The following is a 13,814-nucleotide window of genomic DNA, read 5'->3' as shown; positions in this document are numbered from 1 at the left end:
CCGCAGGACGCGGCGGGCGGCCGCCCGGTGTCGCCCCCGGGCCGAGGCCCCGGCCCCGTCGCTTCCCCCCCAGGATCGTCGGCGGGGCCGGTCAGGCCTTCTCCAACAGGTCCAACACGACCCGCTCGATCTCCTCGCGCGGCGCACCCGGGTCCACCGGCGCCACCACTCCGTCGTGGTAGAGGTCGACGACCCGGGGGTCCACGTAGGACGTCCGCGCCACCGTCGGGGTGTTGCCCAGCAGCTCGGCCACCGCACGCATCACCGCCGCCACCGCCCTGCGCCGGGCGGTGGCCGAGCGGGCCGGGTCGGCCGCGGCCAACTCCGCGGCGGCCAGCACCGTGGCATGCCAGGTGCGGAAGTCCTTGGCGGTCATCTCGCCGCCACTGGCGTCGCGCAGGTAGCCGTTGACCTCGTCACTGCGTACGTCGCGCCACTCCCGGCCGTCCCAGTAGCCGAACAGCCGGTCCGCCCGCCGGCGACGCCGGCGCAGGTTGACCAGCACCTCGCACAACTCCGGGTCCTCGATCCGGCGCACCTGCTCGATACCGCCCTTGGCGGGGAACTCGAAGACCACGCAGCCGCCGCGTCTGCGGGCGTGCTCCGGGCGCAGGGTGGACACCCCGAACGTCGGGTCGTCGCCGGCCGCGTACTGGTCGCTGCCGACCCGGAACATCCCCATGTCGAGCAGTCGGGTCACGGTCGCCAGCACCCGGTCCCGACCCAGCCCTCGCCCGCCCAGGTCCTGTCCCACCCGATCCCGCAGCCCCGGCAACCGCCGGGCCACCTCCAGCATGTGGTCGAACTTCGCCGCGTCCTGCTTCTCGCGCCACACCGGGTGGTAGACGTACTGCTTGCGTCCGGCCGCGTCGATGCCGGTCGCCTGGATGTGCCCGTTCGCGTGCGGCGCGATCCACACGTCCTGCCAGGCCGGGGGAATCACCAGCTCCCGCAGCCGCGCCAGGGTCGCGGGATCCCGCACGACCGCACCGCTCGAATCGACGAAGGTCCAGCCCTTACCGCGCCGGCGTCGCCCGTAACCGGGCCGACCCGGGTCGCTACGCCGCAACCGCACCGGAGACCCGCACCGCCCTCTCCACCTCGTCCACGGCGGCCAGCACCTCGTCGAGGCGCAGGGCCGTCAATGTCGGGTGGCTCCCTACCCCGTCCCACCTGCGCCAATCCCCCGCACCGGCCCACAGCGCCCGGTGCCGGGGCCGGTCCGGCGGTGGCCCCCACGCGGCCGGAGGCACCGGCCCGAAGAGCACCACCGACGGGGTCCCGTACGCGGTGGCCAGGTGGGCCACGCCGGTGTCCCCGCTGACCACCAGCCGGGCGTCGGCGACCAGCGCGGCCAGCGCGCCGAGGTCGGTCCGGCCGGCCAGCACGGTGGCCGGCGCGAGGCCGGCCGCGTCGGCGACCCGAGCGGCCAGCGCGCGTTCGTCGGCCGAGCCGGTGACCAGCACCCGATGCCCCCGTTCGTCGAGCGCCCGGGCCAGGGCCGCGAACCGTTCGGCGGGCCACCGCTTGGCGGGGACCTTGCTGCCCGGATGCAGCAGGGTGGCGCCGGCTGGTCGGCCGGCCTTTCCGGGCCGGCGCAGGCCGAGGTCACGGCGGTCGGTCGGGATGTCGTACCAGGACAGCAGCCGGCACCAGCGGTCCACCTCGTGCTCGTCGTCGACCCACCGCGGCCCGTCGCCGAACCCGGCGGCGGCGTTCGCGAAGGCGAGCAGCCGCCCCGGACGGGCGGCGGCCAGCAGGCGATGCGACTGTGGGCCGCGTCCGTGCAGATTCACCGCGACCTGCGGGGCGGGGCCGGGCCAGGACGGCCCGTCCAGCCCGGCGGTGTCCACCAGCCGGTCGACGCCCCCGACCAGGTCGACCAGCGGGGCCAGGCCGCCGGGCGCGGCGAGCGCCAGCTCCCTTCCGGGGTACGCGGCCCGCAGCGCCCGCAGCGCGGGCACCGCGGTGACCAGGTCGCCGACGCCGAGGGCGCGCAGCACGAGGATCACGGGTACGACGTCTCCTGCTCGGCGCAGACCACCATCTCGCGCACCGCGCAGCCGGGCGGCTGGTTGAGCGCGAACATGACCGCCGCGGCCGTGTCGACGGGGTCGTTGAGGATGGCGTCCGGCCCCGGCTTGTACTGCGGGTCGCGCTCGTCGAAGAACGCGGTACGCATCCCGCCGGGAATGAGCAGGGTGACCCCGACCTGGCCGGCGAGCTCGGCGGCCAGGGCGCGGGTGAACCCGACCACGCCGAACTTCGCCGCGCAGTACGCGGTGGCGTCGCTGACCGCCTTGACCCCCAGGGTCGAGGCGACAGTGACGATGCGGCCCCGAGAGGTCTGCAGGAACGGCAGCGCGGCCCGGATCACCGCGGCGGTGGCCAGCAGGTCCACGGCGACGATCCGATCCCAAATCTCCCCCGGCACGTCGGCGAGCCGACCCGGCACGTCCATGCCGGCGGCCGTGACCACCGCGTCCAGGCCGCCGGCCTGCTCGGCGAGGTGCTGGGTGGCCACCTCGGCGGCGCGGGTGTCGGCGAGGTCGCACTCGGTCCAGGACACGCCGTCGACCGGTGCCTGCCGGTCCAGCACGAGCGGGCGGCCACCGGAGGCGACCACCGCCGCGACCACCGCCGCGCCGAGCCCGCTGGAGCCGCCGGTGACCAGGACGGTGGGCCCGGCGCCGGACCTCGTGGTGGTCATCGGCTGCGCTCCCGCGTCGTCGACACCGGCTGCTGCGTGCGTTCGCCCAGGCTGGGGGACTGCCCGCCGGCCGAACGGGTGATCAGGTCACTTGTGGAACGACCGTCCAGGTACGGCACCACCACCGTGTTCCCGCCCCAGCGGCGCAGGACCTCCGCCTCGGGGAGCCCGGCCGCGTCTGGGCCGCCGGTCGCGTAGTCGCCGCCCTTGACCCAGACATCGGGGCGCAGCCAGGACAGCACCGCCTCCGGCGTCGGCTCGTCGAAGACGAGGACGGCGTCGACGCAGCTCAGCGCGGCCAGCAGGCGGGCCCGATCACCCTCGGACACGACCGGCCGGTCCGGCCCCTTCAGCCCGGTCACGCTGGTGTCGGAGTTCACGCAGACGATCAGGCAGTCGCCGAGCTGCCGGGCGGCCTGCAGGGTGGCCACGTGCCCGGCGTGCAGCAGGTCGAAGCAGCCTCCGGTGGCCACCACGGTGCCGCCGGCACCCCGCACCTCGGCGAGCAGCGTGGCGACCGCCGCGATGCCCACCCGCTCATGCCCCGGGCCGGCGACCCCGTGCCCGCTCGCCGGTCCGCGGTTCGACCCCGCCCGCAGGACGCGCGGAAACGGCTGCTCCGGTGGCGGCAGCGCCGTGGCCACTCCCCCACCCGCCACGTACGCGGACGCCTCGGCGACCGCCGCCTGCACCGCCTCGGAGACCAGCGCGCCCTCGGCCAGCGCGAGACTGGCGGCGGCGGCGAACCGGTCACCGGCCCCACAGGTGTCGCCCTCGGCGCTGCCCGGGGTGGGCACCACAAGCGGCGTCGACCCGGCGTGGCAGAGCAACGCGCCGTCCCCGCCCAACGTCACCGCGACCGCGCCCGCCCGCCACCGCCGCCGCAGCCCCTGCGCACCCCGGGACGCGGTGGCCAGCCGGGACGCGCCGGGCAGCGCGGAGACCAGCTCGCGTACCTCCGACTCGTTCGGGGTGACCAGGTGCACCCCGGGCACCGCGGCCGGGCCGCGCGGGTGCGGGTCCCAGACGACCGGCGCGCGGGTGGCGGCCAGCGCGGCGCGCAGCGCGGGCTGGCGGGCCACTCCCCGGCCGTAGTCGCTGACCAGCACCGCCGACGCCGCGGCGAGCACCCGCAGCACCTCGTCGGAGGGCTGACCCGGCTCGCCGGACGCGCCGCCACGGTCGTGACGCAGCAGCACCCGGCCCCGGGCCCGCAGCCGGATCTTCTCCGGGGTCGCGCCGGACAGGCTCAGCGGGTACACCTGCACGCCGGCCGCGGCGAGCAGCGCGCTGAGCCGCGCGCCCCCGGCGTCGTCGGCGAGGGCGGTGATCAGCACCACCTCGGCGCCCTGCGCGGCCGCGAAGACCGCGGCGAGGCCGGCGCCGCCGGGCCGGTCGACGGCCGAGGTCTCGTCGAGCACCGGCACCGGGGAGTCCGGGCAGAGGCGGTTCACCACCCCTTCCACGTCCCGGTCGAGCAGGGTGTCCCCGACCACCACCACGGGTCCCCTCACGCTTTCCCCCTCATCCTCACGCGTCGACCTGCTGTCCGGCCCCGCCGTCGAGCACCACCTCGACCCCGGTCCGCACCGGCCCGGACGCGAGCCGACCGGCCGGTGCCGGCTCGGCGGGCACGCCCGCGGCGGCCCCGGTCACGGCCAGCGCGGCGGGCAGTTCCTGTTCGAGGTACTCGCAGATCAGGTGGCTGGTGACGAGATGCAGCTCCTGGACGACCTGGGTGTCTGCCGACGGCACGGCGAGCACCTCGTCGCAGGCGTCGGCGAGCGGGTTGGGAGCGGGCCCGGTGAGTGCCCACGTGGTCAGGCCGGCGTCGCGCGCCGCGTGCGCGGCGGTGAGCAGGTTGAGGCTGGTGCCGCTGGTGCTGAGCAGCAACAGGACGTCGCCGGGCCGGCCGTGGGCGCGGACCTGACGGGCGTAGACATCGCCGTAGCCGTAGTCGTTGGCGATGGCGGTCACCGCGCTGGTCTCGGCGTGCAGGGCGATGGCCGACAGGGGCTGGCGGTCGTCGTGCAGCTTGCCCACCAGCTCGGCGGTGAGGTGCTGGGCCTCGGCGGCGCTGCCACCGTTGCCGGCGACGAGCAGCCGTCCGCCGCCGGCCAGCCGGTGCGCGAGGGCCGCGCCCCAGCGCGCCAGTTGCGGTTCACACCGGCGGTACGGCGCCAGTGCCGCGGCGAGGTTGGTCAGGTGCACGTCGAGCGGGCTGCCCGCCGGCATCAGGCCACCACCCGGGTCGGCCGGCGCACGGCGGCGACCTCGCCGTAGACCTCGGCCAGGCGTTCGGCGGTGGCCTCCCAGGAGTAGCGCGACCGGGCCCGCTCGCGCGCCGCCGTGGCGTACCGGAAGCGGCGGATCCGGTCGTCGAGCAGCCGCTGGATCGCGGCGGCGAGGGCGTTGGGGTCCCGGGCCGGTACGAGGTCGCCGGTCGTGCCGTCGACGACGGTGTCGCGGATGCCGCCCACGGCAGTGCCGACGACCGGCACGCCGCACGCCATCGCCTCCAGCGGGGTCAACCCGAACGGCTCGTACCAGGGCGCGGCGACCAGCAGGTCCGCCGAGCGGTACCAGCGGCCCATTTCCTCCCGGGGCACCGCGCCGACGAGGTGCACCCGGTCGGCGACCCCGCACGACTCGGCCAGGGCGCGCAGCCTGCGGGCGTACGGGTCGGTCTCCAGCAGCCCCTCGGGCGGACCGCCGACCACCACACACTCGGCGTCGGGCACCAGCGCCATGGCGCGGACCACCGTCTGGAAACCCTTGCGCTCGACCAGCCGGCCCACGGTCAGGATCCGGGCTCGCCCCGGCTCACGGTCGGCGACCGGCCCGAGCGGGGAGAACGAGGCGAGGTTGACCCCGGAGGGCACGACGGTCATCCGGGACCGGGGCACGCCCATCCGGACCAGCTCTCCGACCTCGTCGCGGCACTGGGCGACCACCCGGTCCACCGAGCGGCCCAGTTCCCGCTCGTAGGAGATGCGCCGGGCCGGGCTGGTGTCCTGCACGCCCTGGTAGCGGCGCTTGACCGTGCCCAGCGCGTGGTACGTCTGCACCACCGGCACCCCGGTCTGCCGACCGGCGGTCAACGCGGCCAGGCCACTCATCCAGAAGTGCGCGTGGATCACCTCGGGCGTCCAGTCCCCGCCGCGCCACCGCTCGATGAGCCAGCGGCTGAACTCGCGCATGTGCGGCAGCAACGCGTCCTTCGCGACCGGCTCGGCCGGACCGGCCGGCACGTGCACCACGTCGTACCCGTCCGGGGCGCGCACGGTCACCGGCAGGTCGAGGGCGTCGCGGCGGGTGTAGACCCGCACCTCGTGCCCGGCGGCGGCGAGCGCGGCGGACAGCTCGGCGACGTGCGTGTTCTGGCCGCCGGCGTCCTCGCCTCCGAGGATGGCGAGCGGGCTGGCGTGCTCCGAGATCATCGCGATCCGCATACTTCCTCCTCCAGCAGCCGGTCCCAGTCAGCGAGGAAACGGTCGAGGCCGTACCTGTCCCGCGCGGCGGCCCGTGCCGCCACGCCGGCCTGACGTGCGGCCGCCGGCTCGGCGATGAACCGGCGGGCGGCGTCGAGCAGGGTGTCCATCCGGGTGGCGAGCGCCCCCGCCTCCGGTGGCACCGCGGTCACCGCCTCGGTGGTGGCGAGCGCGACGACCGGCATGCCGATCGCCATCGCCTCGATGAGACTGAGCCCGAGGGAGGTCCAGCGGCACAGGTGCAGGTACGCGCGCCGGCGGGCCAGCTCGGCGTGCATCCGGTCCTGGGGTACGTCGTCGTGGCTGGTGAGCCGGTCGGCGGACAGCCCGAGATGGTCGGCGAGACCCGCGACGCCCATGCCGAACACGTCCAGCGGCGCGATCTCGGCGAACTCGGGCAGCAGGTCCGTGCCGGTCACCCGGCCCCGCCGCACCGGTTCGTTGATCACCACGGCGAGCCGGTCCAGTTCACCCGTGTACGACACGGTCGGCGCGACGATGCCGTGGTCGACCACCCTGGTGCGGGTCGCGCCGGTGTCCCAGAAGATCTGGTTGAACCCGGTGACGTGGGCGACGAGCAGGTCGGCGCGGTCGGCCATCGGGTGGCGGGTGTTCGGCACGTCGCCCTTGGGGGTGTTGTGCTCGACGTAGATGGCGGGCACGTCACGCCCGGGGCGCCGCCCGAGCCACTGCTCGGCCAGGTCGATCTCCTCTGGACGTTGCAGGATGACCAGGTCGACGTCGCTGCCGGGCAGGTCGTCGGGGGCCACCTCGACGGCGCTGTCCGGCCACGGGTAGGTGCGGGCCCGGCCGAGGCCGTACGGGCCACGGTCGGCTGTGGTGGGGATCAGGTAGCGGTGGCTGCCGTGCACGAAGGACGTGGTCCAGGAGCCGTGCACGTGCCAGAGCAGGATGTTCATCGGTTGCCACCACCGCTGGGCACGAGCGTGCGTACCGCCTCGACCACCTCGGCCGGGTCGAGGCCGCTGAGGCACGGGTGCCCCGGGACCGGGCAGCTGGCCGCCCGGGTGTCACGGCAGGGCGCGCCCGCGTCGCCGAGCCGGACGGTGGGCACCCGGTAGGGCCCCCACTGCCCGAAAGGGACGGTCGGCGCGAAGAGGCTCACGACCGGCACCCCGGCCGCGGCGGCCAGGTGCGCGGGCCCGGTGTTGCCGACCACCACGGCGGCGGCGTCCGCGACGAGCGCGGCCAGCCCGGCCAGGTCGGTCCGGCCGCCCAGGTCGGTGCCGCCCGCCGCCGCGACCCGGGCGGTGACCGTACGCTCGTCGGGCCCGCCGGTGACCAGCACCCGATGCCCGGCGGCGGTCAGCGCCGCGGCGATCCGCGCCGCCAGCTCGGTCGGGCAGGCCCGGCTCGACGCGGCCGACCCGGGGTGGAGCACCACGTAACCGGGGTCACCGGCAGCGGCCGGGCGCAGCGCCACGGTGTCGCCCCGGAGCCGGAGCACGGGTTCGTCGCCGACCGGCAGCCGGTAGCCGGCGGCGGCGGCGAGGGAGAGCGCCCGCTCGGGTTCGGGGACGCCCACCGGCACCCGGTGACGGATGTCCACCAGGGAGCCCGGGTAGTCGTCGCTGATCGCGGCGATCCGGGTGATCCCGGCCATCCGCAGCAGCAACGCGAGCGGCAGGGCGGACTGGTGGAACGACGTGAACACCACCGCCTCGTCCGCGCCGACGGCGGCGAGACGGGCGGTCAGGCCCCGCATGGCGTCCGGGTCGATCGGCGCCGGCGCGGGGTCGATCCACGGCAGCGGGTGCTCGATGATCTCGTCGACGCCGGGCAGCAGCTCGGCGGCGGCGCGTCCGCGGGGACCGCACAGCAGCACCACCCGCCGCGCGCCGGCCGCGACGGCGCGGATCGCCGGCCCGGTGACGAGCACGTCCCCTGCCGAGTCCGAGCGCACCACCAACGCCGTGCCCACCCGCTCGCCGGCCTCGGCGGGTTGCACGGCCCGCTGGCGGCGCAGGATCTCGTCCACCGCCGAGGGCAGGTCCGCGGCCACCCAGCCGGCGGCGGCGATCTCCTCCGGTCGGGTCACCGGGGTGGGCACCAGCACCCCGGCCGCACCGGCGGCCAGTGCCGCGTCCACGTCGCGGCCGATGTCACCCACCAGCACACAGCGCGACGCGCTCGTGCCCAGCTCGCGGGCGGCGGCGTGCACCAGACCGGGCGCCGGTTTACGGCAGTCGCATCGGTCGGAGTCGTCGTGCGGGCAGACCAGCCAGGCGTCGAAGCCACCCAGCAGCTCCTCCACGCGGGCATGCACCGCCCGCATCTGCTCCTCGCTGAAGTAGCCCCGGGCCAGACCCGACTGGTTGGTCACCACCGCCAGGCGCAACCCGGCGGCCCGCAGCCGGTCCAGCGCCGCCCGCGCCCCCGGGACCGGACGGACCTTCTCCGGGTCGCCGTTGTACGGCACATCCTCGATCAGCGTGCCGTCGCGGTCGAGCAGGACCGCGTCGTACAGGACTCCCCCGGGGGGTTCAGCAGGCCCGTGGCCAGCCCGGCCAACACCGGCGTAAACCCGGGCTGACCTGCGCTGATACGGATCCTCCTGGTCCTGTCGCACAGCCGGCGGGTTCCCGGCGCCCCGAGGAGTAAACGTCGTCGTCGGCGCCGTGGGCCAACGCCGGCGGCGGTGCCCCGGTCGGCCTTACCCGCCGCTTCCGAGAAGCTAACCCGCCGGCCCGTTAACCTCCGTCGCGAGGCGGGTATGGGAGCCCAGTGGCGATAGTGGAGAAAGTAATCGACGCTCCCCCGCAGCGGGTGTTCGACGTGCTGGCCGACGGGTGGACGTACAGCGACTGGGTGGTCGGGACCGCGCACGTGCGCGACGTGGACGACGCCTGGCCACGGGTGGGCAGCCAACTGCACCACCGGGCCGGGCCGTGGCCGTTCTCGTTGCAGGACGCCTCGACGGTGCTGGCCTGCGAGCCGCCGCACCGGCTGGTGCTGCGCGCCGGCCTGTGGCCGGCCGGCGAGGCGATCGTGGCGTTCACCCTGGAACCGGTCGACGGCGACGCCACCCGCGTCCGCCTCGGTGAGGACTTCGCGGCCGGCCCGCTGCGCTGGATCCGCAACAAGGCCAACGACCTGGTGCTGCACTTGCGCAACAAGGAGACGCTAAACCGGCTCTCCGACATCGCCACCCGACAGAAGGGCGCCCGGTGACGGGCCGGACGGTGGTGGTGACCGGCGCGAGCGCCGGTGTGGGCCGCGCGATGGCCCTCACCGCGATGGCCCGCCGCCTGCGCTGAGCGCGCCGCCACCTGCGGCCGGCCCGATCGACGGGGAGCCTTTTCAATCCGGATCGGGCAACTGGCTACCCTCTCAGGTAGACCTGTCCGCAAACCGAGGATGTCCGACATGATCGAGCCCGTCCAACTGCCGTCGCCGTGGCGAGACGCACACCTGACCGTCGTCGTGCCCACCTACAACGAGGCGGGCAACCTCCCGGCGCTGGTCGAGCGGCTGCTCGCGCTGCCGCTGCCGGGCCTGCGCATCCTCGTCGCCGACGACAACTCCCCCGACGGCACCGGCGAGGTGGCCGACAAGCTGGCCATCGAGTATCCGGAGCGGATCGAGGTGATGCACCGGGCCGGCAAGGAGGGCCTGGGCCGGGCGTACGTCGACGGGATGAGCCGGGCTCTCGAGGGCGGCGCCGAGTTCGTGGCACAGATGGACGCCGACCTGTCGCACCCGCCGGAGGCGCTGCCGGGGATGCTGGGCGCGCTGCTCTCCACCCAGGCCGGCGTGGTGATCGGCTCCCGGTACGTGCCCGGTGGCGAGCTGGACGAGAACTGGCCGCTGTACCGGCGCGCGCTCAGCGGATGGGCGAACCTCTACGTGCACACGCTGCTGCGGGTGCGCATCCGGGACCTGACCGCCGGCTTCAAGATCTGGCGGGCCGACGCGCTGAAGGACATCGGCCTGCACCGCGTGCAGTCCAACGGCTACAGCTTCCAGGTCGAGATGCACTACCTGGCGACCAAGCTGGGCCACACGATCCTGGAGGTCCCGATCCGCTTCGAGGAGCGGCGCGACGGCGTCTCCAAGATGACCACGGCGACCAAGGTCGAGAGCGCGCTGATGCCGTTCCGCCTGCGCAGCAAACACCGCAACATCACCAACTGACCCCGCCCCCAGCGGTGATCAAGAGGTTTGCGTCACCGGCGAGCCGGAATCTGACGCAAACCTCTTGATCACCGCATCAGGTCGGGGGGTAGACGGCCCGGTGGGCGGTGGCGACCGCCGCCGCGTAGGCAGCGCCGGTCAGGGCACGGTCGCGGGCCAGGGCCGCGCGGGCCGCGTTCGCGCCCGGTGCGCCGTGCACCCCACCGCCCGGGTGCGCCGACGAGCTGGCCAGAAAGAGCCGGTCCACCGGGGTGTCCGCCCGGCCCAGGCCGGGAATCGGGCGCAGGAACAGCTGCTGGTACGCGGCGGCGGTGCCCCCGCCGAGCGCGCCCCCGACCAGGCTCGGGTCGCCCTTCTCCAGCTCGGCGGGCCCGGCCACGTGCCGTCCCACGATGAGCTGCCGGAAGCCCGGGGCCGCCGCCTCCAGCACGTCCTCCATGCGCTGCACGTGCCCAGCGATCTCCTCGGCCCGCCAGTCCTTTCGGAACGGCAGGTGGGTGTACGACCACAGCGACTCGGTGCCCGGCGGTGAGTGGCTCGGGTCGGCCACGGACATCTGCCCGACCAGCAGGAACGGGTCGCGGGGCAGTTCGCCGCGGGCGAGTTCGCCGGCGTAGCGGGTCAGCCCGTCGAGGTCCGCGCCGAGATGCACGGTGCCGGCGCCGGCGACCTCCCGGTTGGTCCACGGGACCGGGGCGGAGAGCGCCCAGTCCACCTTCAGCGTCGAGCCGTCCCACCGGAAGTGCGCCAGGTCCTCGACCAGCCGCGACGGCAGCACCGAAGCCCCGACCAGGTCGAGGTAGAGGGCCGGGGCCGGCACGTCGGCGAGGACGGCCCGGCGGGCCCGCCACAGCGCGCCGCCCTCGGTGCGGACGCCCATCGCCCGGCCGCGCGCGGTGAGCACCCGGTCGACCCGCGCGCCGTAGAGGATGCGGCCACCGCGCTCGGACAGGCGGGCCACCAGCGCGTTGGTGATCTGCCGCGCGCCGCCGTCGGGCACCGGCCAGCCGACCTGCTGGCCGAGCATGGCCAGCAGCCAGCCGTACACGCCGGAGCCGGCCTCCTCGGGGGACAGATCGGTGTGCAGGGCGCAGCCGGCGAGCAGCGCCGGCCCGCCCGGACCGTCGAACAGCTCGTCGCCGAGCTTGCGCACCGGCACCACGAGTCGGCGGGCCAGCCGCAGGGCGCCCGCGACCCGCAGCCGGCGCAGCAGGCCCAGGCCGCCGCGCACCGGGGGGAACGGCGTGGTGATGGTGGTGAGCATCGGCTCGGCCACGTCGAGCCAGTCGGTGTACGCGTTCAGCCAGCGCTTGCCGTCGCCGGGGGCGAACTGCTCCAGCGAGGCGGCCGTGACGTCCGGATCCCGGTTGATCACCGCCGCCCGGCCGTCGGGCAGCAGGTGTGCCAGCACGTCCGGGGCGTGCCGCCAGGACAGCCCGTACCGGCCCAGGTCGAGGCCGTTCAGCACCGGCGAGGCGTACCCCAGGGGGTAGAACGAGCTGTAGAGGTCGCTCAGGTAGCCCGGGGCGGTCACCTCGGCGGACTGCACCGCGCCGCCGGGTACGGCGGTCGCCTCCAGCACCACCACGTCCCAACCGGCGTCGGCCAGCAGGTTCGCCGCGACCAGGCCGTTGTGCCCGGCGCCGACGACGACGGCGTCCGCGCTCTGCGCGCCGGTGGTAGTCACCCGATCCGCCTACCCGGCGCGCAACCGGGCGAAACGCGTTTGTCTCGCCAGGGCCGGGGCATCCAGCGCCGCATGTACACGGTTGCGCAGCTGGTGGGCGGGGTGTGGGGCGCGGGCGGGACCGGCGGCGAGCTGGTCGTCCACGATCCGGCGGACGGCGAACCGGTCAGCTCCGTGCCGGTCGCCACGGCCGACGAGGTCGGCAAGGCGGCCCAGGCGGCGCGGGACGCGACCGCGCAGTGGGCGGCGACCGCGCCGGCGGAGCGGGCGGCGGCGCTGCACCGGGCCGCGGACGCGGTCGCGGCCGTCACCGACGAGCTGGCGGCGGCGGTCACCGCGGAGATGGGCAAGCCGCTCGCGGACGCCCGCGGCGGCGTCGAGGCGGGTATCGGCACCCTGCGACAGTACGCGGAGCTGGCCCCGCTACGCGGCGGGCGGACGTTGAACGGCGCGACGGACGCGGTGGACTTCATGACGCCCCAGCCCCGGGGCGTGGTCGCCGTCATCACCCCCTGGAACGACCCGGTTGCGGTGTCCTGCGGACTGCTCGGCGCGGCCCTGGTCACCGGCAACGTGGTGCTCTACAAGCCCAGCGAGCGAACGCCGGCGACGGGTTGGCTGCTGGCGCGCGCTTTGGACGCGGCGCTGCCGGCCGGGGTGCTGTCCCTGCTCACCGGTGGCCCGGAGGTCGGCGCGGCACTGGCCACACAGGACGTGGACGTGGTCGCGCACGTCGGTTCCACAGCCACCGGGCGGAAGATCGCCGCCGCCGCGGCCCGTACCGGCGCGAAGGTGCTTCTGGAGAACGGCGGCAGCGACCCGTTGGTCGTCGACGCGGGTGTCGACCCCGACTGGGCGGCGGAGCAGGCCGCGCTCGGGGCGTTTGCGAACGCCGGGCAGATCTGCGTCGCGGTGGAACGGATCTACGTACACCGGGAGGTGGCCGACGACTTCGTGGCGGCGCTGGTGCGGCGGGCCGGCGCACTGCGGGTCGGGCCGGGTCGGGACCCGGGCACCGAGCTGGGCCCGCTCGTCGACCGGCGGCACCGCGACCACGTGCACGGGCAGGTGAGCGCGGCGGCGGCGGCCGGCGCGCGGGTGCGTACCGGTGGGGAGGTGCCGGACGGGCCCGGGGCGTACTACCCGGCGACCGTGGTCACCGACTGCCGGCACGACATGGTGCTGGTACGGGAGGAGACGTTCGGGCCGGTCGCCCCGGTGGTGGTGGTCGACTCCTTCGACGAGGCGCTGACCTGCGCGGCGGACTCGGAGTACGGGCTGGCCGCGACGGTGCTGACCGCGTCGATGAGCCATGCGCAGCGGGCGTGGCGGGAACTGCCGGTGGGCACCGTGAAAGTCAACTCGGTGTTCGGCGGGGCGCCCGGCGGTGCCGCGCATCCGCGCCGGGCCAGCGGGCAGGGCTTCGGGTACGGCCCGGAGCTGCTGGACGAGTTCAGCGCCACGAAGGCGGTGCACATCGAGGCGCCCGGCGGCGGTCACTGGTGAACGCTACGGGCGGACGCCGGGGTGGCCGTCCGCCCGTACCGCGCTGTGCGTGGGTCAGTCGCCGCGAGCCTTGCGGGTGGCCCGGTCGTTGGCCTTCTCGATGGCCGTGACCAGCTCCGGCTTGGTCATGCTCGACCGACCGGGTACGTCCAGCTTGCGGGCCACCGACATGAGGTGGTCCTTGCTGGCGTTGGCGTCCACCCCACCGGCGGTGGGTGCGCGCCGCTCCGGGCCGCCGCCAGCGGCCTGCCGGTCGCTCGGGCCC

13 protein-coding genes are annotated in these 13,814 nt (G+C 75.4%); 3 read left to right on the top strand and 10 right to left on the bottom strand.

Annotated features, from left to right (window positions below; genetic code table 11):
• Window positions 1-91: 91 nt before the first annotated feature.
• Genes AB0J68_RS13080 through AB0J68_RS13045 form a run of 8 tightly spaced genes read right to left on the bottom strand, consistent with a single transcriptional unit; the run spans window position 92 to window position 8,689 of the window.
• Complete coding sequence (locus AB0J68_RS13080) at window positions 92-1,075, bottom strand: DNA topoisomerase IB (protein WP_363938422.1); 984 nt, start codon at window positions 1,073-1,075, stop codon at window positions 92-94.
• Window positions 1,059-2,012: a glycosyltransferase family 9 protein gene (locus tag AB0J68_RS13075; RefSeq protein WP_355065652.1), complete on the bottom strand. Its 954-nt coding sequence runs from the start codon at window positions 2,010-2,012 to the stop codon at window positions 1,059-1,061. The genes AB0J68_RS13080 and AB0J68_RS13075 overlap by 17 nt, the downstream gene beginning before the upstream one ends.
• The gene (locus AB0J68_RS13070; RefSeq protein ID WP_354860993.1) at window positions 2,009-2,710 is read right to left on the bottom strand and encodes an SDR family oxidoreductase; all 702 of its coding nucleotides are present in this window, start codon (window positions 2,708-2,710) and stop codon (window positions 2,009-2,011) included. Before AB0J68_RS13070 ends, AB0J68_RS13075 begins: the two co-directional genes overlap by 4 nt.
• On the bottom strand, window positions 2,707-4,224 hold the full coding sequence (locus AB0J68_RS13065; protein WP_363938417.1) for a PfkB family carbohydrate kinase: 1,518 nt from the start codon (window positions 4,222-4,224) through the stop codon (window positions 2,707-2,709). The genes AB0J68_RS13070 and AB0J68_RS13065 overlap by 4 nt, the downstream gene beginning before the upstream one ends.
• Window positions 4,225-4,240: 16 nt before the next feature.
• Entirely contained in the window at window positions 4,241-4,948 is a 708-nt protein-coding gene (locus AB0J68_RS13060; RefSeq protein ID WP_354861001.1) for an SIS domain-containing protein, read from the bottom strand.
• Complete coding sequence (locus tag AB0J68_RS13055) at window positions 4,945-6,162, bottom strand: glycosyltransferase (RefSeq protein ID WP_363938414.1); 1,218 nt, start codon at window positions 6,160-6,162, stop codon at window positions 4,945-4,947. The genes AB0J68_RS13060 and AB0J68_RS13055 overlap by 4 nt, the downstream gene beginning before the upstream one ends.
• Complete coding sequence (locus tag AB0J68_RS13050) at window positions 6,147-7,121, bottom strand: glycosyltransferase (RefSeq protein ID WP_363938411.1); 975 nt, start codon at window positions 7,119-7,121, stop codon at window positions 6,147-6,149. Before AB0J68_RS13050 ends, AB0J68_RS13055 begins: the two co-directional genes overlap by 16 nt.
• Window positions 7,118-8,689: an HAD-IIIA family hydrolase gene (locus tag AB0J68_RS13045; RefSeq protein WP_363938424.1), complete on the bottom strand. Its 1,572-nt coding sequence runs from the start codon at window positions 8,687-8,689 to the stop codon at window positions 7,118-7,120. Before AB0J68_RS13045 ends, AB0J68_RS13050 begins: the two co-directional genes overlap by 4 nt.
• Before the next feature lie 257 nt (window positions 8,690-8,946).
• On the opposite strand from AB0J68_RS13045, the gene AB0J68_RS13040 reads away from it, so the two are divergent.
• Window positions 8,947-9,393 carry an SRPBCC family protein gene (locus tag AB0J68_RS13040; protein WP_363938408.1) on the top strand — a complete coding sequence of 149 codons (447 nt, stop codon included), beginning with the start codon at window positions 8,947-8,949 and terminating at the stop codon, window positions 9,391-9,393.
• A gap of 195 nt (window positions 9,394-9,588) precedes the next feature.
• Window positions 9,589-10,356: a polyprenol monophosphomannose synthase gene (locus AB0J68_RS13035; RefSeq protein WP_007458081.1), complete on the top strand. Its 768-nt coding sequence runs from the start codon at window positions 9,589-9,591 to the stop codon at window positions 10,354-10,356.
• A 76-nt stretch (window positions 10,357-10,432) separates the two neighbouring features.
• Here AB0J68_RS13035 and AB0J68_RS13030 read toward each other — a convergent pair whose 3' ends face one another.
• Window positions 10,433-12,043: an NAD(P)/FAD-dependent oxidoreductase gene (locus tag AB0J68_RS13030; RefSeq protein ID WP_355065640.1), complete on the bottom strand. Its 1,611-nt coding sequence runs from the start codon at window positions 12,041-12,043 to the stop codon at window positions 10,433-10,435.
• 72 nt (window positions 12,044-12,115) lie between these two features.
• Between AB0J68_RS13030 and AB0J68_RS13025 the strand changes: the two genes are divergently transcribed.
• Window positions 12,116-13,549 (top strand): aldehyde dehydrogenase family protein, encoded by a 1,434-nt coding sequence (locus AB0J68_RS13025; RefSeq protein WP_363938405.1) that lies wholly within the window; start codon window positions 12,116-12,118, stop codon window positions 13,547-13,549.
• Between the two features lie 54 nt (window positions 13,550-13,603).
• On the opposite strand, the gene AB0J68_RS13020 is transcribed toward AB0J68_RS13025, so the two are convergent.
• A partial coding sequence (locus tag AB0J68_RS13020; protein WP_363938402.1) for a Rho termination factor N-terminal domain-containing protein occupies window positions 13,604-13,814 on the bottom strand: 211 nt, incomplete at its 5' end.

Source organism: Micromonospora sp. NPDC049580, from assembly GCF_040675595.1.
GTDB lineage: Bacteria > Actinomycetota > Actinomycetes > Mycobacteriales > Micromonosporaceae > Micromonospora.
This window is presented reverse-complemented; position numbering and strand designations above follow the sequence as displayed.

What these genes read in the sequence shown, in the direction of transcription:
- AB0J68_RS13035 (WP_007458081.1), top strand. Translation starts at nt 9,589, where the DNA reads ATGATCGAGCCCGTCCAACTGCCGTCGCCGTGGCGAGACGCACACCTG.
- AB0J68_RS13025 (WP_363938405.1), top strand. Translation starts at nt 12,116, where the DNA reads ATGTACACGGTTGCGCAGCTGGTGGGCGGGGTGTGGGGCGCGGGCGGG.
- AB0J68_RS13070 (WP_354860993.1), bottom strand. Translation starts at nt 2,710, where the DNA reads ATGACCACCACGAGGTCCGGCGCCGGGCCCACCGTCCTGGTCACCGGC.
- AB0J68_RS13050 (WP_363938411.1), bottom strand. Translation starts at nt 7,121, where the DNA reads ATGAACATCCTGCTCTGGCACGTGCACGGCTCCTGGACCACGTCCTTC.
- AB0J68_RS13055 (WP_363938414.1), bottom strand. Translation starts at nt 6,162, where the DNA reads ATGCGGATCGCGATGATCTCGGAGCACGCCAGCCCGCTCGCCATCCTC.